Source organism: Mycobacterium sp. (assembly GCF_049683355.1).
Classification (GTDB): domain Bacteria; phylum Actinomycetota; class Actinomycetes; order Mycobacteriales; family Mycobacteriaceae; genus Mycobacterium.
Genome location: NZ_JBAUJB010000402.1, coordinates 1 through 19,517, shown reverse-complemented (window position 1 = coordinate 19,517; position 19,517 = coordinate 1). Strand labels below are relative to the sequence as shown.

Sequence of the window (19,517 nt, the reverse complement as noted above, 5' to 3'; positions counted from 1 at the left end):
CGCCACGACGGGCCGAGGCGCTCGCTGCGGTAGCCGCGCGGCTCCTCGGCTGCCGGAACCGCGGGCCGGCGGCGGGACTGCGCGGCGATGGAGATCGCGATGATGGTCATCGAGACGCCCAGCATGGTGAGGACGGCGATGACGCTGCCGGGCCCATCGGCTTCGGGTTCGGCCTCGCGCGACTCGACGGCGCCCTCGGTTCCTGGCAGGTAGCCGCGTAGCGCGAAGATGGCGAGCAGCACCAGCACGATCGCGGCACCTGCGCGCGCTACCGCCTTGTCGTCACCGGGCATCGGCCCACCCTCAGGTGAATGCCGACGGCCGGGCCGGCCATCGGCCTGCCCTCATCGTGGCACGGTGCGCGCACCGCCCGCCGGGAAAGCGGACGAGCTATCCGCTCAGAACATCTGCCAATCAGACGCACCGTCGGGCTGGGTGTACATCCCGCCGTCGGTGTTCTTGATGACGACCGCGTCGCCGCTGCCGAAGTTCTGCTTGAACCACGCCGCATCCTCTGCGCTGAGGTTGATGCAGCCGTGGCTGACGTTGCTGGAGCCCTGCGAACCCTCCGACCACGGCGCGCCGTGCACGAAGATGCCGCTGTTGTCGATCCGGACCGCATCCTTGACCTTGAGCTTGTAGCCCTCACCGGACGGGTCGTCGACCGGCACCCCGTACGTCGAGGAGTCCATGACGATGTCGTCGAACTTCTCCAGCACGTAGTAGGTGCCGTTCTTGGTCTCGTAGCCGGACTTGCCCAGGGAGACGGGGAAAGTCTTCACCAGCTCACCGTCCCGCATGACTTCCATCTGCTTGGTGTTGTCGTCGATCGTCGCGACCAACTGCTCGGGGACGGTGAAGCTCGACTTGGTGCCGGCGGCGTCGATGTTGACGACCGTGCCCGCCGGCCAGAAGTCCTGCGGACGCCAGCGCACCTGGGTGTCGCTGGTCCAGTAGAACCTGCCGGGCACCGCCGGGGTGGACGAGATGTGAATCGCGTCCTCGGCCATCTGCCGGTTGGCGATGGGGCGCTGGAAATTGATGTAGATCGGCTTGGCCGCGCCCACGATGGACCCGTTGACCGGGTTGAACGACGGCGGCACGAAGGGTGGTTCCCCGACGAACGGTGTCGGATTCTGCCCGGCCGGGGTGCCCTCGGGAATGGTCATCGGCTGCGCCGACTGCGGCGCCAGCGGGGCGAACAGGTTCGGCGCCGGTGGCGGGAAGACGAACGGGTTCGCCGGCGGCGGCACGAGCGGATCGACCGGCGGCGCCGGTGGCGGCGCGGGCTGGGCCAGCGCCGACGGGGCGCTCAGGGTCAGTGCCGCGAGGACCATCGCCGCCGTCATGGTGGCGATCAAACCGCGTCTTTTCTGCTGCCGCATGCGTGTACCTCCAGTTCTGCGACTCACTCCAGTGTGGCACAACGCGATGATCGGCCACGCCTGCGAGCGCGTTTTCCTCGCACCGCCAGGGGTGCTGATCTGCACTGATGTTCGGTTGCGGGCGCCGGAACGTTACTCGGGCGCCGTACCCTCGGTCCCATGATCGTGGCGTTCAGCATCAGTCCCTCCGGCGGCGACGAGACCGGCGGCGTCGGCGACGCGGTCGCCGAGGCGGTCCGGGTGGTGCGCGCCTCGGGCCTGCCGAACGAGACCAACGCGATGTTCACCAACATCGAGGGCGACTGGGACGAGGTGATGGCGGTGGTCAAGCAGGCGGTGGATGCCGTCGCCGGGGCCGCACCCCGAGTCAGCCTGGTGCTCAAGGCCGACATCCGGCCCGGGCACACCGGTCAGCTCACTGCGAAGGTGGCGCGCATCGAGGACGCGCTCGAGTAGCTCAAGATCGGACCAGCCGAGCGATGGCAGCGGAGGCCTCGGCCAGCTTCGTGTCCGCCTCGGAGCCTCCCGCGGCGACGGCGTGGGTGACGCAGTGACCGAGATGCTCGTCCAGCAGCCCGAGCGCGACCGACTGCAGTGCGCTGTTCACAGCGCTGATCTGGGTGAGGACGTCGATGCAGTACTTGTCCTCGTCGATCATCTTGGCGATCCCGCGGACCTGCCCCTCGATGCGACGCAGTCGCTTGGCGTAGTTCTCTTTCTGCGCCGAGTAGCCGTGCAGGTTCGCGTCGCCGGTGTCGGCCGCTGCGTCGGCTCTTCCCGCGTGTGGGTTCTCACTCACGGCCTGCTGCCCTCCAGCATCTGTTTCATCTGCACGATCTCGGCCTCCTGCGTCGCCACCATCGTCTCGGCCATGGCGATGGCGTCGACGTTCTTGCCGTGGGCGACCTCGGCCTTGGCCATCTCAACCGCGCCCTGGTGGTGGCTGATCATCGATTCCAGCCACAGTCTGTCGAACTCGGTGCCGCGCAGCGACTCCAACTCCGCCATAGTCGCGTCGTCGACCATGCCCTGCATGGTTTGGCCGTGCCCGGCATGGTCTTCCCCGCCGCCGGGGTCGGTGGCGGCCTCGGGGTTCTCGTTCCACTGCACCAGGAACACGTTCATGATGTTGATCTCGGGCTGCTGCACCGCAGCGATCTGGCTTGCCAGCGCAGCCAACTCGGGGTTCTCGGTGCGGTCGGGCACCAGCTTCGACAAGTCGATGGCCTGTTTGTGGTGGGCAACCATGTTGGTGGCGAACGAGACGTCGTCGGCGTTGTAACCCGCGGGTTCGCCGGCGATCACCGGCGTCTCGGGGATCTGGGACCCGGCACCGTCGGCGGCGGGATCGGCCGGGCCGCCGCATGCAGCCAGGAAGGCGGCCGCGAGCGCCGCGGCGAACATGGCGGCCGTGCGTCTGGAGATCGAACTCATGCGCCCAGCGTACTTGTACCCCGAGGGGGTATGGATATGGGTTTGGCCGGGGGAAACACCCGGAGGCATACTTGGCCCCATGCCCTCAGGTCCCGACAGTGAAGCCGCCCGTCGGGCGGAACCCGATGCTCTTCGCGCAAGCGGCTCATCGGCGCCCGACATCAAACCTCGCAGCCGCGACGTCACCGACGGCCTCGAGAGAACAGCCGCCCGCGGCATGCTCCGAGCGGTCGGCATGACCGACGACGACTGGGTCAAACCGCAGATCGGCGTCGGCTCGTCGTGGAACGAGATCACGCCGTGCAACATGTCGCTGCAGCGGCTGGCCCAGGCGGTCAAGGGCGGCGTGCATTCCGGCGGCGGCTATCCGCTGGAGTTCGGCACCATCTCGGTGTCCGACGGAATCTCGATGGGCCATGAGGGGATGCACTTCTCTCTCGTCTCGCGTGAGGTGATCGCCGACAGCGTCGAAACGGTGGTGCAGGCCGAACGCCTCGACGGCACCGTGCTGCTGGCCGGATGTGACAAGTCGATCCCGGGCATGCTGATGGCCGCCGCCCGCCTCGATCTGGCCTCGGTGTTCTTCTACAACGGTTCGATCATGCCGGGTGTCGCGAAACTGACCGACGGCAGCGAGAAGGAAGTCACCATCATCGACGCCTTCGAGGCTGTCGGGGCGTGTTCGCGCGGGTTGATGTCGCGCGAGGACGTCGACATCATCGAGCGTGCCATCTGCCCGGGTGAGGGTGCCTGCGGCGGCATGTACACCGCCAACACCATGGCATCGGCGGCCGAGGCGCTGGGCATGTCGTTGCCGGGCAGCGCGTCGCCTTTGGCCATCGACAAGCGGCGCGAAGAATACGCACGCCGCTCCGGTGAGGCCGTGGTCGAGATGCTGCGCCGGGGTATCACCGCCCGCCACATCCTGACCAAGGAGGCGTTCGAGAACGCCATCGCGGTCGTCATGGCGTTCGGCGGTTCCACGAACGCCGTGCTGCATCTGCTGGCGATCGCCTGGGAGGCGAACGTCAAGCTGTCGCTGGAGGACTTCACGCGCGTCGGGCAGAAGGTGCCGCACCTGGCCGACGTGAAACCGTTCGGGGCGTACGTGATGAAGCATGTCGACGAGATCGGCGGCGTGCCGGTGGTGATGAAGGCGCTGCTGGATGCCGGCCTGCTGCACGGGGATTGCCTGACGGTGACGGGCCAGACGATGGCCGAGAACCTGGCCCACATCGAGCCGCCGGACCCCGACGGCAAGGTGCTGCGTGCGATGAACAACCCGATCCACCCCACCGGCGGCATCACGGTCCTGCACGGCTCGCTGGCACCCGAGGGCGCGGTGGTGAAGTCCGCAGGTTTCGACTCGGATGTGTTCGAGGGCACCGCAAGGGTTTTCGAGCGTGAGCGGGCGGCGCTGGACGCCCTGGAGGACGGCACCATCACGCACGGCGACGTGGTCGTCATCCGCTACGAGGGCCCCAAGGGCGGGCCGGGGATGCGGGAGATGCTCGCCATCACCGGTGCGATCAAGGGCGCAGGGCTGGGCAAGGACGTGCTGCTGATGACCGACGGCCGGTTCTCCGGCGGCACGACCGGGCTGTGTGTCGGTCACATCGCTCCCGAAGCCGTGGACGGCGGTCCGATCGCCTTCCTGCGGGACGGCGACCGGATCCGGCTCGATGTCGGCAAGGGCACGTTGGACGTGCTCGTCGACATCGACGAATTCGACGCGCGCAAAGCGGGTTTCGAGCCGTTGCCCCCGGTGTACAAGACCGGCGTTCTGGCGAAGTACACGAAGTTGGTCGGCTCGGCGGCGACGGGTGCTGTCTGCAGCTAGCTAGGGGCAGCTAGGGGTGACACCGGTCCGACCATTACGCCCGTGCTGCGGCCCGGACCATGAGAGCATCGCGTATTGAAGATGGCCCATCCGGTGGAGGATCTATGACTCGTCGTATCGTTGCCGCGGCGTCGGCGGCGCCGGTCGTTCTCGGTACGTTCGCGTCCGCTCCGTCGGCGGCGGCGGCAGACGGCGATCAGACCGTCCGTGTCCAGGACGGCCAGATCCGGTGTCTGCTCAGTGCCGACCACGACGAACACCGCCGCCCCATCGCCCTCTGCGGAAGGGCAGACGGAGGCCCGTTCGCCGTGCCGCGCCCACCGCTCGATCTCGCGGCGGTGCTGGACACCGGAGAGTTCTTCTTCGTGGCAGGGGCGATCCCTGCTCCTCCGTCCGAAGATGTCGTGCTGGGCGCCGGGCAGACCTACCACTCGAATGGCTGGACGGTCACCACACAGGATCTCCGGACGCTGACCACCTATGACATCGGCGGTCACGGAATGCGTGTCAACCCCATACAGGCGGCTGCCATTTGGGGAGTGACGCCGCCAGGCGACACCTAGACTAGGGCACGAAGGACGTCGATGCGGAACCGACTCAGGATCACCACCGGTGGCATCACCATTTGCGCAGCCGCCCTGCTCGCCGCGCTGACGTTCACTCAGGTGCCGGCGGCCCACGCGTGGGGCGAGTATCCCGTGGCAAGCCCCGGGGCCTACCTGGTCAGCACCAGCCTCGCCGGCAACGGACAGCCGTACCAATGCACGGCGGGATTCACCGTCCGTACCGCCGGCGGCGCACCGGGAATGCTCACCGCCGGACACTGCGACCGCGACCCGGTCAACGACACCGTGCTGCAGCGGACGCCGTCGGGCGATCGGGTGATCGGGCACTACGTGCGGTGGGAGGTGATCCCCGGCGTGCGTGACATCGGTCTGGTGGATCTGGCGGGCAGCTCCGTGCCGCTGGCGAGCCAGGTGGATGCGATGCGCGTCTCGAGTGTGATGAGCGCCGAGGACATCCGTCGAGAGCAGCCGCAGCTATGCAAGTCGGGTGCGCGCACCGGCGTGTCATGCGGCCCGGTCACCGCGGTCACCGACACCCAGGTGTCCTTCCGCGCCTGGGATGATCTCGGCGACTCCGGCGCACCGGTGTACGCCCGCCAGGCCGACGGCACCGTCGCCGCGGTGGGGATCCTGTTCGCTCACAGCGACGACGTGTTCGGGCGCATCGTTCACGCCTCTCTGGTCGCGCCGGTGATGGCCCAATGGGGGCTTGCGAACTGGGATTGAGTGATCAGGCCGCGCTGCCGGCGATGCGTTCGATGCGCTGCAGGGCGATCGCCAGCACCGGGAGGTAGGCCGGGGCCCACACCGGTGCGCTCATCCACGCCCGGCACCCCCGGTCCGCAGGTTCGACGCCGTGCTGGGTGGCCGGCACCCCGGCGACGCGCCAGCCCCAGCTCCGCCCGGGATCAAGATCGGAGATGATGAAGGGCAGCGCGACCCCGACAGGCGTCCACAGCCAGCCCGTGGCACCCAGTTCGAAACCGGAACCGTCGAGTTGCGCACCGGCGACCGTCGGACCCCATCGCGGCCACGCATCCAGGTCGACGAGGATGCGCCACACCGCATCCGCGGACGCGTCGATCTTCCTGTCCACTGTCCACATCATCGCCGGGTACCCGGAGCGCGCTGACCCCACGCGACAGCCGTCACGTTGCGCCCGGCGCCTCGGGGCGGCTCATCAAACCCGGGATCGGGCCGTGTCTGCCGGAATCGTCGGGCAACCGGTCGAGCAGGCTTCGCGCCGCTGCGGCGACGCGGACACGATCGAAGGTGATGACGGTGTCGAAGCGGCGGTCGCTGTCGGCTGTGCCGGTACGCTGAGCAGGGTCACGCTCCCGGGCGATCAACCCCCACGGTGGTGTCGGGACCGAGCACCAGAATCGTCCACTCCAACGCGAGCGGATCGTCGGCGTTCAGGCCCACTCCCCTGAGCCCGGGGCCCAGGTCGGCGGGCATGTCCTGGCCGAAAACCACGACGAGCGGTGCCGTTTCGGCCGGGTCCGCGTAAATGGCGCGGGTGTGGCCGCGGAAGTTGCCGTACTCCTGCAGTGTCGCCAGGACGATCGGCGGGCTCTCCGCCGAGGCCGCGACGCGCTCGATATGGCGCGACAGTTGGATCAGTGTCCGTCGGCGAACCACACGACTCGGCAATTCGACCGTCGCACAGTCGAATGACGTGGCATCTGCGGGCTGGGGCGAGCGGGTACGCCACCCTTCCCAGGGGCCTGCGCCGCATTCGGCGGTCAGCTCGCCGGGGCGACCGAACCGATAGCCCTGGCCCAGGGTGGCGCCGTAGGCCAGTGCCTGCTCGAGGTGTTCTTCTGTCTCGATGCCCTCGGCGAGGATGGTCGCATCTGTCCGCTCGGCGTACGCGATGATCGCGGCCACGGTGCGGGTCTGCAGCCAATCCGGCTGTCGCTGAACCAACTCCAGATCCAGCTTCACGATATCGGGGTTGACGATGTCGAGCCAGCGAGTCGACGTGCGCGCCGACATCGTCGAGGGCGATCGCGATTCCACGGGTTCGCAGATCGGCGACCTTGCGCAGGAGCGCCCTGGGATTGGTGAGAAGCCCACGCTCGGTGAGCTCGAACACCAGGCGAAACGACCCTGCAGCCTGGGTCAGGGCGCTGTCGGCGAACAGCTCGGTGCCGGCGGTGCTGGGTTCGCAGTTGATGAACAGCAGCGTCCCTGGGCTGCAGCCACCGGCGAGCGCACCGGCCGCAGCCGACCGAATGCACTCCCGGTCGAGCAGGTCCAGTGTTTTGTTGCGCTCGGCGTGTGCAAACACGTCCGCGGCCGGTGGCCCGTCCAGAGACGGCCAGCGCGCCAACGCCTCACAGCCGACGGGTGTTTCGCTGGGCAGTGCGACGACGGGTTGAAACGCCGACACCACCCCGATACCAGCGGCCGCTTCGTCGAGGACGTCAGTCATGGGTTCCGCCGGACATCGGCCATCGGTCGTGCCGCCCGGGCTCGGGTGATCCCACTACCTGACCACCGCCACCGCGAAGCCGTCCCAGGCTTTGGCGCCGACCGTCTGGATGGCGGCGGTGTCCAGCCGCGGATGTGCGCCCATCATGTCGAGCATGTCGCGGATGGCCTGCGCCTGCCGGTCGGCGGGATCTGGATCCAGGACCCGGCCGTTGCGGGCGATGTTGTCGACCACGATGACGGTGCCCGGCCCGCCCAGCGTGATGGCCCACTGGACATAGGCGACGTTGTTCTCCTTGTCGGCGTCGATGAACACCAGATCGAACTTCTCGCCGCGCTGCGCCAGTTCCGGCAACGTGTCCAGGGCGGACCCGACGATCACCTCCACGCGGTCCGCCACCTCGGCGCGATCGAGGTTGCGCCGCGCCAGCTCGGCGTGGGCGGTCTCGTACTCGAGCGTGACGACGACACCGTCGGCGCCGACGGCGCGGGCCAGCGCGATGGTGCTGTAGCCGGCCAGGGTGCCGATCTCGAGCACCCTGCGGGCACCGGCGATGCTCACCAGCAGCGCCAGCAGCTTGGCATGCTGCGCGGAGACCTCGATGGGCGGCATGCCTGCGGCGTCCGCGGTGTCCCGGGCCGCCCGCAGGGCGTCGTCCTCGGTATTCAGCACGCGGGTGAACAGCTCGTCGAGCTGGACCCAGTCGGGCGTAGTCACAGCAGCGACGTTACCGCGACCCAGGTGCGCCGTGTTTCCCATCCTGAGAACCGGGGTATCTGCCCGCAGCAACCCCGGAAAGGTGACACCCATGAGCCTGACGAGTCGAGGACGTGCGGCCGCGCGCAAGACGATCCGCGTACAACGCCGTGTTGCGCTGATCCAGGCGCTGCTGTGGCCCGCGCTGATCGGCACGGCGCTGGTCGTCGGGGCGACGGTGGCGCTGAAGGTTCGCGCCAATCGGGTAGCTGACGCATCGGCGCCCTCAGAGCCGTACGTTCCGTCACCGGCCTCGAACCCTTCGAGTCCCTCCAACCCGTGAGTCCGCGCCGAGCGTACGGATTCTGACGCCGCAACTCGACAAACGCATCACATTGCGTACATTCGCGCACCGGTGACTGACTACCGCACGCCCTCCTTGGCGTAGACGACCCGCAGCACGTGGCCCACCTCGGGTCCCATCACCGTCGCGGCCAGCTCACCGAACGTCGCCACGAACTCAGGTCCGTGTGGCGGGTCTGATTCCGTGAGGTGGTGCGCGATCTCGTGCAGCACCACCAGTTCCCGCAAGGCCCAGGCTGCCCGACCCTCCGGCACCGCGACCGTCGCTCGGTCACCCACCCGTTCATAGTGTGCTGCGGTGGCACCGCGGCGTGGCCGTACCCGCAGCGGCGCGGCGGCAGGCCATCGCTCGAGCACCGCGGGATGGGACAGCACCTCGTCGACGTAGCGCTGCACGGCTTCGGCCGACCCGAACCGCGCCTCCGGTGGCAGCGTCAGCCGGGTGCCGAAGAACTCCACCACCGGGTCACCGTGCTCTGCACTGCGGTCGAACAGCATGCGGACGAATTCCTCTGCGGCGTAAACCTTTGCGCGCTGGGAGTCGCGGATCACTTCTCCAGCGCCGAGCGAGCGCCCGCAAACTCGGTGTCACCCCCCAGCCTGGCGCGGCGGCCGGCCCGGTCACCTGCCCGCCGGGCCGCCGACGAATAGCCCGCTGTCGCGCTCGTCGCCCGCCATGTTCCGCGCGCCCGGGACGCCTGACGGTAGTAGTCCTTGAGCTCGAGATCCTTGTTTCGCAACGCGACCGCGGTCCCGGGAACACTGGCTGGCCCGTTGGTGGCTTCCTGCTGCGCCTGCTGACGCGCCTCCGAAAGTCGCTGGCCGACCCTGGCCCCGAAGGCGAGCTGGAAGTTGATCCGCGCGGTGATCGTCGGCGTCGGACGATGTGCTCCCGAGGAGATGTAATCCTTCGACGCCCGGACCATCTGCATGACCAAGCTGGTGTAGAGCGCATGGCTGGCGTCGATGTCCTCGGCGAAGCCGTAGGCGTAGACGAACGTCGAATTCGAGGCGATGTCGCACTTGACGTCGTTGGCCATCGCGATCACCACGAACAGTTGCACGTAGGTGCGCAGGCCGCGGGCACCCGGCTCACCGACGGTGATGGTGCGCTGCACCGGCGTCTGCGCCTTGGTGCGGTGATCCCCGTGTGACCGGGCCACGGCCAGGTCGATCGAGGCCGCGGTGGCCAGCCGTTGCGCCGCGGCCATGAAGGCATCGGCTTCGTGTTGGTTGTCGGTGCCCTCGGCCTGGCGCAACAGCGCCGCGATCCGGCCCAGCATCTTGTCGTCGGTACTCATGATCGCGAGGCTAAGGGACCAGTACGACTTTTCCGCGGGTGTGGCCGGCCTGCAGGTAGCGGTGCGCGTCGGCGGCCTCGCCGAGCGAAAACACCTTGTCCACCGCCACTTTGAGCCTGCCTTCGTCCGCGAGCCTGATCAGTTCCGGCCGGGCGGCGTCCCGGATCGCCTGGCCGCCGTCCGCGCCGGTCAGCGCCGCGATGCCCAGCTCGCCGGCCCGGCCGAATCCCGCGATCGTGGCGATCAGGTCGCGGTCGGCGACCACCTCGACCGAGGTGTCGAGCGCCTCGTCGGTGCCCACCAGGTCCAGCGCGGCGTCCACCGTTCCGATGGCGCGTACCCGGTCGGCCAGCCCCGGACCGTAGGCGACCGGGTGGGCGCCGTATCCGCGCAGCTTATCGTGCCCCGAGGGGCTTGCGGTCGCGATCACCCGGGCGCCCCGCGCCACGGCCAACTGCACCGCCATCAGGCCCACTCCGCCGCCGGCCGCGTGGATCAGCACGGTATCGCCTGTCCCCACATCCGTTTTCATCAACAGGTGCCAGGCGGTGGCACCCGCGAGGATCAGCCCGGCGGCCTTCTCGAAGCTCAACTCGGCGGGCTTGTGCCCGACATCGGCGGCAGCGACGACGAGCTGCTCGGAGTAGCCGCCGCGGACGTTGGTGGCGATCACCTCGTCGCCGACCGACAGCGCGCCGGTGTAGCCCTGCGCGTCGGCGCCGGCGGTCGCGACGACGCCTGCCACCTCCATACCCACCGGCATCGGGAGCGCAGCAGGGTCGTCCCCCATGGCGCCGCTGTACAGCTTGTAGTCGATCGGATTGGTACCCGCGGCGCAGACGTCGAGAAGTACCTGGCCCGGCCCTGGGACGGGAAGCTCGATGTCCTGTATCGCAAGGACTTCGGGCCCGCCGTAGGCGCGTGCCACCACTGTTCTGGTCATCGGGGCGAGTGTAACCCCGCCACTGTCGGACTACCCGTCGACAAAACTGTCCAATGCGGCCACCAGTTGCGGCGACAGCGGGTCCTGTTTGGCGTAGTTGGCGATGCTGTCGGTCGGGTCGTCGCGCAACACGTGGCTGACACCCTCGAGTTCGACGAACGTCAGCGCGGTGTGCCCAAGCGCCTCGACGAGCGGCTGGACGGCTTCGCAGCGGGCCTGGCTGTCGGCGTCCGAACAGGTGAGCAGCACCGGGGTGCCGTCGGGCACCGCGGCCGCCAGCGCCAGCGGGTCGATCCTGTCGGCCCCCACGACGGCCTTGACGTTGCCCGCGTTGACAATCGACCCCAGGCCGTCGGGCAGTGTGTCGGGAACCGTGCCCTCGGTGCGGATCTGCTCGACCGCAGCCTGCCACGCAGCCACCGTCTCGGGTGAGCCGTCTGCGGTCACCCGGTTGGTGATGATGTCGAGATACCGTCCCGGCATGGGCTGAAACAGGCCGAGGGAGTGCACCTTCGGCGCGTCCGGGGCGGTGTCGCCGGCAAGCGCCATGGCGTGGATCGTGCCCTCGCCCAACCCGTACACCGACAGCCGCGCCGGGTCGCTGGCCGGGCGCTCGGCAAGGAACCGCAGCGCTGACCGCGCACCGGCGGTGTAGACGGAACTGCCGACGTCCTGCGGGTTCTGCGCGAACGGGCCGAGCCCGGTCCGGCCGGTGCCCACCTTGTCGTACCGCAGGCTGGCGACGCCGCGTTCGGACAGTAACTCGGCGAGTTGGCGCATGTTCCCGATCGGGCCCGCGACCTGGTTGTCGCCGTTGCGGTCGGTGTTGCCGCTCTCGGAGATCAGCAGCGCCGCCGCGGCCGGCGGACCCTCGGAGAGGTGGCGGTAGGTGCCGTGCAAGGTGAGTCCGTCGGCCTCGAACGTCACCTCCTCGTCCTCCCACGTGGGCTGCCGCTCGGTGTCCGACGACGAACACCCCGCGATCAACACGGTCAGCGAAAGAAGCAGAGCAACAACATATTTCACAACTTCGTTCCGATCCAGGAGGTGACGTCGTCGAGCACCAGCGCCTGTTCGGGCTCGTTGAACACCTCGTGGTAGAGCTCCGGGTACACCTTCAGGTGCACATCGGTGGAGCCGACACACTCGACCAGGCGCCGGCTGCCCTGCACCGGGATCAACCTGTCCCGCTCCCCGTGCACCACCAACAGCGGCGCCGTGACGGCACCAGCCCGTTGCGGCATCGTCTCTCCGACGCCGATCAGAGCCCGGGCGATTCCGGCGGGCAGCTTGCCGTGGTACACCAGCGGGTCCGACTCGTAGGCGGCGACCACCTCAGGATCCCGGGAGACCGCGTCGGCTGGCAGCTCCTCGACCGGTACTCCGGGCGCGAGCCTGCCGAGGACCTTGGCGACCCGCACCATCACCGGGGACACCGACGCCTGCGCGTCGACGGCGGGACCGGACAGCACCATGGCGGTGTAGTCGCCGGGGTGCTCGGTGCCGTAGGTGAAGACGATGCCGCCCCCCATGCTGTGGCCCATCACGATGCGGGGCAGGTCGGGGTGGTCGGCGGCGGCGATGCCGACGAGGGTGTGGAAATCACCGGTGTACTCGGAGATGTCCCGCAGATAGACGCGCTTGCCGCCGGAGCGGCCGTGACCCCGGTGATCCAGCGCATAGGTGATCAGACCGGCCTCGGCGAACCGCGCCGCGACGTGGTCGTAGCGGCGGGCGTGCTCGGCGTAGCCGTGGGCGATGACGACCACGGCTCGGGCGGGCGGTTCGGGTGTCCATACGTCGTAGACGATGCGGACGCCGCCGATGCCGTCGAAACTGCGTTCGCTGTGGGTCACGGGCATTCACGGAGACTATCGGGCGGGGGCGGACGTCCTCGTCGGCGACCGTACCGTTGTCCGCCGTTCTTGTCGGAGCCGCTGCGTAAGCTGACTCTGTGACTGTCTTGGCTCTTGATGATGCCGGTGCCGAAGACGCGTTTCTCGCCGACGCGCAACGGTACCGGCGGGAGTTGCTCGCCCACTGTTACCGGATGACCGGATCCCTGCACGACGCCGAGGATCTGGTCCAGGAAACCTACCTACGGGCATGGAAGTCGTACAAAGGGTTCGAGGGCAAATCGTCTGTGCGGACGTGGCTGTACCGCATCGCCACCAACACCTGCTTGACGGCGCTCGACGGACGCAAGCGCCGGCCGCTGCCGACAGGGCTCGGGGCGCCCGCCTCCGATCCCACCGCCGACATCGCCGAGCGTCACGAGATCCCGTGGTTGGAGCCGCTGCCGGACAGCCCGCGGGAAGACCCCTCGGATCCGTCGGTGATCGCCGAATCCCGGGAGTCCGTCCGGTTGGCGTTCGTGGCGGCGCTGCAGCACCTGTCGCCGCGGCAGCGTGCGGTGCTGATCCTGCGTGAGGTTTTGCAGTGGAAGGCCGCCGAGGTCGGGCAGGCCATCGGCGTGTCCACCGCGGCGGTCAACAGCCTGTTGCAGCGGGCCCGGGCACAGCTCGACGAGGTGCATCCGAGCCGCGAGGATCAGCCCGCCCCGCCGGATTCGCCGGAGGCCTCGGACCTGCTCGCCAAGTTCATCTCCGCGTTCGAGACCTACGACATGGACAAACTGGCGGAGCTGTTCACCGCCGACGCCGTGTGGGAGATGCCGCCGTTCGAAGGTTGGTACCAGGGTCCACGCAACATCATCACGCTGTCGAGAACGCACTGCCCCGCCGAGAAGGCCGGTGACATGCGGTTCCGCGCCACCACCGCCAACGGTCAGCCGGCGGCGGCGCTGTACATGCTCAACACCGGCACCGGCCAGCACGAGGCGTTCCAGCTGCACGTGCTCGACGTCCGGCCTGCGGGTATCGCCCACGTGGTGGCCTTCAAGGAGGACGGGCTGTTCGAGAAGTTCGGGCTGCCGGCAACGCTGTAGCGCCCCGGCGGCTAGCGGATCCGGGCGAGCACCGTTTCGAGGACGGCTCCGAGGGCGCGCAGCTGAGCGTCGGACAGACCGTCGAACACGGCGCTGCGCACTAGTTCCACGTGCCCGGGGGCGGCGGCCTCCAGAGCGGACCGGCCCGCGTCGGTGACGGCCACCGTGGCACCCCGCCGGTCGTCGTCGTCGCCCTCACGATGCAACAGGCCACACCCACGCATCCGACGCAGCTGGTGCGAGACCCGGCTCTGTTCCCAGCCGATCAGATCGCCGAGTTCGTGGATCCGCATCGGACCGCGCTCCGACAACGCGACCAGTACGTCGTAATCGGACAGCGAGAGCTCACAATCCTGTTGCAGCTGGCGGTGCATGGCAGTCTGCAACCTGCTCGTCATCGCCAGGTAGTTGCGCCAGATGTGCTGTTGCTCGTCGCTGAGCCACTCCATCGGACCAGTCTACCCGGAATACATGATGTGTCATACATGTTGTCGGCTGCAGGCCCGCCACCTAGGCTGACAAGGACTCCCGAGGAGTGAACGTGATGACCAGTGCTGGAAGCATCGTCGACATCCGACGCGCCGACGACCGCGCAAAAACCGAGATCGCCTGGCTCGACTCCAAGCACTCGTTCTCGTTCGGCAGCCACTACGAACCCGAGAACACCCATCACGGACTGCTTTTGGTCAACAACGACGACGTGGTGAAGCCAGGCACCGGTTTCGACACCCACCCCCACCGGGACATGGAGATCGTCACCTGGGTGATGCGCGGTTCGCTGGTCCACCAGGACTCCACCGGCCACTCGGGTGTCATCTACCCGGGGCTGGCCCAGCGCATGTCGGCGGGCAAGGGGATCCTGCACTCGGAGAAGAACGACTCCTGGACGCTGACCGGCGAGCAAGCCCACAGCGCCGTTGACTCTTCGGGCAAGCGCCTCATCGCCGAGCCGGTGCATTTCGTTCAGATGTGGGTGGTGCCCGACGAATCGGGGATCACCCCGGGATACCAGCAGCTCGAGATCGACGACGAACTGTTGACGGGCGGGCTGGTGCCGATCGCCTCGGGCATGCCCGAACACAGTGATGCCGCGGCGATCACGATCCACAACCGCTACGCAGCCCTGCACGGTGCCCGGCTGCAACCGGGGCAGAGCGTCGAACTGCCCGAGGCTCCGTACCTGCACCTGTTCGTGCCTCGTGGTGAGGTGACCCTCGAGGGTGCGGACCCGCTGCACGAGGGGGATGCGGTGCGGTTCACCGCCACGGGCGGTCAGCGCATCACCGCCACCGAGCCGTCCGAGATCCTGGTCTGGGAGATGCATGCGGGCCTGGCTGCGGCATAACCGAACTGGAGCGGCCCTGCTGGGGGTGGCCCTGCTCGCGGGGTGCACCGACGCACCGGCACCGCAGCCGACGTCGTCGTCCGCGGCACCCACCACGACCACGCCTGCCGCACCACCGGCAACCGGATTGGCCGCGGCGCCGGTCCAGGTCGCCGCCGACCGTGCCGAAGCGCCGTTCGACGAACCGCGCGAGGCCGTCGTCCCGCTGGGGTGGACGCTGTCGGTGTGGGCGCGCACCGCGAAACCCCGGCTGGCGGCGTGGACCCCCGACGGCGAACTGCTGGTATCGGTGCCCAGTGCGGGCAGGGTGCTGCGATTCACCCCGTCAGCAGATCAGGCGCCCGAGGAATCGGTACTGCTCGACGGCCTCGACCAGCCGCACGGCCTGGCCTTCGCCGGGTCGACTCTCTATGTGGCGCAAAGTGATCAGATCGACGCCTACGACTACGCCGACGGGGCGGCGGTCAACCCGCGGACCGTCGCGGGCGGTCTTCCCGACGGCCGCAGCCCCGAGCTGCGGGGCGCCTACGCCCACGCGCTGAAGAGCGTGGCGGTCGGTGACGACGGCGCCGTCTACTTCTCGATCGGTTCCACGGGCAACATCTCTGCCGAGGACCGCACCGCCGACCCGCCCCGGGCGACGATCATGCGCGTCCCGCCGGGCGGCGGCCCGGCCGCACCGTTCGCCACCGGCGTCCGCAACGGCACCGGGCTCGCGATCGCGCCGGACGGTGCAGTCTGGACCGCGGTCAACGGACGGGACAACGTCGCGTTCCCCGAACCCGGTCCGGACTACGGCCAGGTCATCCCCGAGTACGTCGACGACCATCCGCCCGAGCAGCTGGCGAAGTTGGCCCCCGGCCGCGAGCTGGGCTGGCCCTACTGCAATTCCGATGGCGGACCGGCCGATCTGCCCTTCATCCGGGACGTGCAGACCAATCCCGACGGGAACCAGCTGGATTGCGCGTCCCTGCCGCCGGTGGAACAGAGCTTCGGGGCACACTCGGCGCCGCTGGGCCTGAGCTTCGTCGACGGCGGGCTGCCCGAGCCGTACGCATCCGGCGCGCTCGTCGGCATCCACGGATCGTGGAACCGGCAGCCGCCGCGTCCGCCGGAGGTGTCGTTCTACCCCTGGCGCGACGGCGGGCTGGGCAACCAGCAGACCCTGGTCGGCGGTTTCCAGAACCAGGACGGATCCCGCTGGGGGCGGCCGGTCGCCGCGGTGGCCGGACCCGACGGAGCGGTTTACATCACCGACGACGACGCCGACGCCATCTACCGGCTCGCACCGCCCTGACCGCTGTTGGTCATCAGCTGGTTGAGCACGGTCGTCATCTTCTTCTCGGTGTCCCCGGCACGTTTCACGACGCCCGCTTCATCACCGGGTTCAGCAACTTGGCCGTGCCGTACATCTGCAGCTCGGCGTCGTAGGTGATCACCGAGCCGGCCCCGGCGGCCTCGACGGCAATGGCATCCACCGAGCTCGACGACTTGTTCTCGCCGACGAAGACCACCTTGCGGTCGGTGAGCTCCTCGAGTTTGTATGTCAGCTCCGCGGTGACACCGAGCATCTTCGACACGTTGTGCCAGTAGGAACCCTCGGCAACCGGTCCGGTGCCTACGCGTTCACAACTCTGGGTCCCGGGATCCCACTGCTCAGAGTTGCCGAAGTCCTTCAAATAGTCGATGACGACTCCCGGCGGCGGGCTGACGTTGAACTTTCGCGTCACAGAAGGCATGCCTACCGGTTACCCATTCGGCAGGTGCCGACCCGCGGTCAATTATGACGTTCGCGTGGTACCAGCAAACGACACAGCGACCCACCTGCGACCCGACCGTGATACCCCTGTGACGAAAGTTGACAGTGTGTCTACTGGGATTATTGTTGTTCTACCCGTTGTGGCTGCAACCCCTCTACCGATAGGAGCCGCTGGTGCCGACTCCTATCGGTAGAGGCTCCGCAAACTTGCGGCGCTTCCCTGCGGCCGCCAAGCGGGTCACCACGGTGCTGGTGTGCGCGGCGGTCGCAGCCGGTGCGAGTGCGCCTGTCGCGGCGGCCGCAGGCGCCCGGGAGTTGCTTGCCGGCGCGATCGCCAACACCCGCGGCTCCTACCTCGTCTACAACTTCGGCAGCGGCTTCCCCGCACCGATGCTCAACGCCGCGGGCAACTGGTACGAGATGAACAACGGCGGCCGGCTGATGATCATCAAGGCCGCCTCACAGCGGCTGGCCCCGCGGCTGCTCACCGATTCGCACACCGGCTACCAGGCACGCTGTGAGCGCGACCCCCGGGCGCGCACCGGCGAGGGTCTCTGGCAGGCGTCGGAGATCTACCCGCCGCTGCAGGCGTGGCAGGCGCTGGGGCAGCCGACGATCGCGATCAACGCCAACTTCTTCGACGTGCGCGGCCAGCAGGGTGGGTCGTGGAAGTCGACCGGGTGCAGTTCCCCGTTGGGCGCCTACGTCGACAACACCCGCGGGCTGGGGCGCACCAACACCGCGGTGACGGGCACGCTGGCGTATGCCGGCAAGCAGGGCCTGTCGAACGGGAACGAGACCTGGACCGCGCTGTCGACGATGATCATGCCGGTCGCCGGGGTGCCGTTCGTGGTGCCGCCGCGCAGCACCGATGACTACGACGCCGCCGCCCCCGTCATCGCCGACCTGCTCGACAAGGGCACCCGGTTCGTCGCGGTCGCCGGTCTCGGCCTGCTGGCGCCCGGAGACACCGGTCAGCTCAATGACCCCGGCCCGAGCGCGGCACGCACCGCGATCGCCTACGCCCGGGACCGCGACGAAATGTATGTCTTCCAGGGTGGCAACTACACCCCCGACCAGATCCAGGACTTGTTCCGCGGGGTGGGCAGCGACACCGCCGTGCTGCTCGACGGCGGCGGCTCGTCGGCGATCGTGTTGCGCCGGGACACCGGCGGCATGTGGGCCGGCGCCGGCGCGCCCCGCGGATCGTGCGACACGATGGCGGTGCTGTGCGATTCGCGCGAACGCGCCCAGCCCGCCTGGCTCGGCTTCAACTGACCCCACCCTTTCCGCCGGAACTCTCTCCGCCGAAATGGCGTTCCAGCCAATGTGACCTCGTGCAGATACGGACAACCAGACAGTGCGAGCATCGCCAGGTCTCTCTCCGGCATGTCCGCCCGGGGCAGCCGGGTCGATAATCACCACGCCGCGTGTCGCTTGCCAGGGTGATGGGACCACCTGGTTGCCAGTGGGATGGCACCACCGTGGCGCGTTATTGACGATGCTCGTCGGGGTGGTCTGGGTCAAGCTGACCGGGTCGGGTGCGTTGGCGGTAGGACGGTCCTTCGATGACGAGGGTGTGGGCGGTGGCGGTCAGTCGGTCGATCGCCGATTGGGCCAGCAGGGTGTCGGCGGTCATGGTCAGCCATTCGGCGGGTTCGCGGTTGCAGGTCACGATGGTGCTCTTGGCGCGGTGGCGTTCGACGACGATTTCGTAGAAGTCGCTGGTCTCGGTGGCGTCGAGGGGGCCGCAGCGCGAAGTCGTCGATGATGAGGACGTCGGTGACGGCCAGTCGGCGGATTTCGGCGTCGACGTATTGTCGAGGCGGGCGGCGCGCAGCCTGGTGAACAGCTTGTCGGCAAGGCCGAACAGGACGGCGTGTTTGCGGCGGATTGCTTTGTGTCCCAGGGCTGTTGCTAGGTGCGTCTTGCCGAGGACGACGGGTCCGAGGATGATTGCTGACTGGCCGGCGTCGAGGAATCTCAGTGAGGTGAGGTCGCCGAGTAGGGTGCGGTCATAGCGCAGGTCGTGTTGTGCGGTCCAGGTGTCCAAACGCATGCTCGGGTCGAGTCCGGCTTTGGTGGCTCGTAGTGCTGCTGAACGGGATTCGCGTCGGGACACTTCGTCGGCGAGCAGTGTTTCGAGGAATCCGATGTGGCTGAGTTTGTGGGCGCTTCCGGCTTTTCGGTGGGTTCGAACCGCGTGATGGGGTGATCCAGGGCATGATCCGGGCATGCGTGATACGAGTTGTACCAGCATCTATTGGGGCTGGTTGCGCCGTGGACGGTAAGGACGGTGGAGTTGTCCGTGCAGGACGGACGGGTCGATGTGTGGGTCGAGCATCCCGGACGTACCCGGTTCGCCTGCCCGGAGTGCGAGCGGGAGCTGTCGGTCTATGACCACTCCGAAGAGCGGGCCTGGCGGCACCTGGACAGCTGCGCGTTCCTGACCTATCTGCATTGCCACCCGCCGCGGGTGGACTGTCCCGAACACGGGGTGC

At 68.4% G+C, this 19,517-nt stretch carries 23 protein-coding genes and 3 pseudogenes; 10 read left to right on the top strand and 16 right to left on the bottom strand.

Features of this window, described 5'->3' with window-relative positions:
- Together WA944_RS23075 and WA944_RS23070 are read right to left on the bottom strand one after the other, a co-directional pair.
- Nucleotides 1-293 (bottom strand): annotated as a pseudogene (locus tag WA944_RS23075) (DUF4129 domain-containing protein); the annotation flags it as partial.
- Between the two features lie 105 nt (nt 294-398).
- On the bottom strand, nt 399-1,385 hold the full coding sequence (locus tag WA944_RS23070) for a L,D-transpeptidase (protein WP_526371847.1): 987 nt from the start codon (nt 1,383-1,385) through the stop codon (nt 399-401).
- Between the two features lie 159 nt (nt 1,386-1,544).
- Here WA944_RS23070 and WA944_RS23065 point away from each other — a divergent pair, with 159 nt between their 5' ends.
- Nucleotides 1,545-1,841 (top strand): thiamine-binding protein, encoded by a 297-nt coding sequence (locus WA944_RS23065; RefSeq protein ID WP_526371846.1) that lies wholly within the window; start codon nt 1,545-1,547, stop codon nt 1,839-1,841.
- A 1-nt stretch (nt 1,842) separates the two neighbouring features.
- Here the strand turns inward: WA944_RS23065 and ricR are convergent, their stop codons facing one another.
- Nucleotides 1,843-2,124: a copper-sensing transcriptional repressor RicR gene (gene ricR, locus WA944_RS23060; RefSeq protein WP_370331266.1), complete on the bottom strand. Its 282-nt coding sequence runs from the start codon at nt 2,122-2,124 to the stop codon at nt 1,843-1,845.
- A gap of 56 nt (nt 2,125-2,180) precedes the next feature.
- Nucleotides 2,181-2,819 carry a DUF305 domain-containing protein gene (locus WA944_RS23055; RefSeq protein WP_526371845.1) on the bottom strand — a complete coding sequence of 213 codons (639 nt, stop codon included), beginning with the start codon at nt 2,817-2,819 and terminating at the stop codon, nt 2,181-2,183.
- A gap of 79 nt (nt 2,820-2,898) precedes the next feature.
- Between WA944_RS23055 and ilvD the strand changes: the two genes are divergently transcribed.
- From ilvD to WA944_RS23040, 3 genes are all read left to right on the top strand, one after another.
- Nucleotides 2,899-4,659, top strand: coding sequence for a dihydroxy-acid dehydratase (ilvD, locus tag WA944_RS23050; RefSeq protein ID WP_526371844.1), 1,761 nt, complete (start codon nt 2,899-2,901; stop codon nt 4,657-4,659).
- 104 nt (nt 4,660-4,763) lie between these two features.
- A complete protein-coding gene (locus tag WA944_RS23045) occupies nt 4,764-5,222 on the top strand; it encodes a hypothetical protein (RefSeq protein WP_526371842.1) in 459 nt (152 codons plus the stop codon).
- A gap of 21 nt (nt 5,223-5,243) precedes the next feature.
- Nucleotides 5,244-5,951, top strand: coding sequence for a chymotrypsin family serine protease (locus WA944_RS23040; protein ID WP_526371840.1), 708 nt, complete (start codon nt 5,244-5,246; stop codon nt 5,949-5,951).
- Between the two features lie 4 nt (nt 5,952-5,955).
- Here WA944_RS23040 and WA944_RS23035 read toward each other — a convergent pair whose 3' ends face one another.
- From WA944_RS23035 to WA944_RS23020, 4 genes and pseudogenes are all read right to left on the bottom strand, one after another.
- Nucleotides 5,956-6,330 (bottom strand): SRPBCC family protein, encoded by a 375-nt coding sequence (locus tag WA944_RS23035; RefSeq protein ID WP_526371856.1) that lies wholly within the window; start codon nt 6,328-6,330, stop codon nt 5,956-5,958.
- A gap of 224 nt (nt 6,331-6,554) precedes the next feature.
- Nucleotides 6,555-7,247 (bottom strand): EAL domain-containing protein, encoded by a 693-nt coding sequence (locus WA944_RS23030; RefSeq protein WP_526371836.1) that lies wholly within the window; start codon nt 7,245-7,247, stop codon nt 6,555-6,557.
- 4 nt (nt 7,248-7,251) lie between these two features.
- Nucleotides 7,252-7,662: pseudogene (locus WA944_RS23025) on the bottom strand (EAL domain-containing protein); the annotation flags it as partial.
- 54 nt (nt 7,663-7,716) lie between these two features.
- Nucleotides 7,717-8,379: an O-methyltransferase gene (locus WA944_RS23020; RefSeq protein WP_526371834.1), complete on the bottom strand. Its 663-nt coding sequence runs from the start codon at nt 8,377-8,379 to the stop codon at nt 7,717-7,719.
- A gap of 91 nt (nt 8,380-8,470) precedes the next feature.
- Between WA944_RS23020 and WA944_RS23015 the strand changes: the two genes are divergently transcribed.
- A complete protein-coding gene (locus tag WA944_RS23015; protein ID WP_526371832.1) occupies nt 8,471-8,701 on the top strand; it encodes a hypothetical protein in 231 nt (76 codons plus the stop codon).
- An 80-nt stretch (nt 8,702-8,781) separates the two neighbouring features.
- On the opposite strand, the gene WA944_RS23010 is transcribed toward WA944_RS23015, so the two are convergent.
- From WA944_RS23010 to WA944_RS22990, 5 genes are read right to left on the bottom strand one after another with little or no spacing between them, the layout of a single operon-like run.
- Entirely contained in the window at nt 8,782-9,273 is a 492-nt protein-coding gene (locus WA944_RS23010; RefSeq protein ID WP_526371831.1) for a TIGR04338 family metallohydrolase, read from the bottom strand.
- Nucleotides 9,270-10,022: a DUF2786 domain-containing protein gene (locus WA944_RS23005; RefSeq protein ID WP_526608817.1), complete on the bottom strand. Its 753-nt coding sequence runs from the start codon at nt 10,020-10,022 to the stop codon at nt 9,270-9,272. The genes WA944_RS23010 and WA944_RS23005 overlap by 4 nt, the downstream gene beginning before the upstream one ends.
- Nucleotides 10,023-10,032: 10 nt before the next feature.
- Complete coding sequence (locus tag WA944_RS23000) at nt 10,033-10,965, bottom strand: NADP-dependent oxidoreductase (RefSeq protein WP_526608815.1); 933 nt, start codon at nt 10,963-10,965, stop codon at nt 10,033-10,035.
- Nucleotides 10,966-10,995: 30 nt separating this feature from the next.
- Complete coding sequence (locus tag WA944_RS22995) at nt 10,996-11,991, bottom strand: alpha/beta hydrolase family protein (RefSeq protein ID WP_526608813.1); 996 nt, start codon at nt 11,989-11,991, stop codon at nt 10,996-10,998.
- Nucleotides 11,988-12,827: an alpha/beta hydrolase gene (locus WA944_RS22990; protein ID WP_526371825.1), complete on the bottom strand. Its 840-nt coding sequence runs from the start codon at nt 12,825-12,827 to the stop codon at nt 11,988-11,990. Before WA944_RS22990 ends, WA944_RS22995 begins: the two co-directional genes overlap by 4 nt.
- 63 nt (nt 12,828-12,890) lie before the next feature.
- On the opposite strand from WA944_RS22990, the pseudogene WA944_RS22985 reads away from it, so the two are divergent.
- Nucleotides 12,891-13,912 (top strand): annotated as a pseudogene (locus WA944_RS22985) (RNA polymerase subunit sigma-70).
- A gap of 11 nt (nt 13,913-13,923) precedes the next feature.
- Here WA944_RS22985 and WA944_RS22980 read toward each other — a convergent pair.
- Nucleotides 13,924-14,361 carry a MarR family winged helix-turn-helix transcriptional regulator gene (locus WA944_RS22980; RefSeq protein WP_526371823.1) on the bottom strand — a complete coding sequence of 146 codons (438 nt, stop codon included), beginning with the start codon at nt 14,359-14,361 and terminating at the stop codon, nt 13,924-13,926.
- Between the two features lie 95 nt (nt 14,362-14,456).
- On the opposite strand from WA944_RS22980, the gene WA944_RS22975 reads away from it, so the two are divergent.
- On the top strand, nt 14,457-15,257 hold the full coding sequence (locus tag WA944_RS22975; RefSeq protein WP_526371821.1) for a pirin family protein: 801 nt from the start codon (nt 14,457-14,459) through the stop codon (nt 15,255-15,257).
- The gene (locus WA944_RS22970) at nt 15,235-16,554 is read left to right on the top strand and encodes a PQQ-dependent sugar dehydrogenase (RefSeq protein ID WP_526608810.1); all 1,320 of its coding nucleotides are present in this window, start codon (nt 15,235-15,237) and stop codon (nt 16,552-16,554) included. Before WA944_RS22975 ends, WA944_RS22970 begins: the two co-directional genes overlap by 23 nt.
- 64 nt (nt 16,555-16,618) lie before the next feature.
- Here the strand turns inward: WA944_RS22970 and WA944_RS22965 are convergent, their stop codons facing one another.
- Nucleotides 16,619-16,987, bottom strand: a complete 369-nt coding sequence (locus tag WA944_RS22965; protein WP_237166432.1) for an SRPBCC family protein — start codon at nt 16,985-16,987, stop codon at nt 16,619-16,621.
- A 236-nt stretch (nt 16,988-17,223) separates the two neighbouring features.
- On the opposite strand from WA944_RS22965, the gene WA944_RS22960 reads away from it, so the two are divergent.
- A complete protein-coding gene (locus WA944_RS22960; protein ID WP_526608807.1) occupies nt 17,224-18,294 on the top strand; it encodes a phosphodiester glycosidase family protein in 1,071 nt (356 codons plus the stop codon).
- A gap of 214 nt (nt 18,295-18,508) precedes the next feature.
- Here WA944_RS22960 and WA944_RS22955 read toward each other — a convergent pair whose 3' ends face one another.
- The gene (locus tag WA944_RS22955) at nt 18,509-19,252 is read right to left on the bottom strand and encodes an ATP-binding protein (RefSeq protein ID WP_526371955.1); all 744 of its coding nucleotides are present in this window, start codon (nt 19,250-19,252) and stop codon (nt 18,509-18,511) included.
- 60 nt (nt 19,253-19,312) lie between these two features.
- Here WA944_RS22955 and WA944_RS22950 point away from each other — a divergent pair.
- The coding region (locus WA944_RS22950; RefSeq protein ID WP_526647392.1) for a transposase family protein at nt 19,313-19,517 on the top strand (205 nt) is incomplete at its 3' end.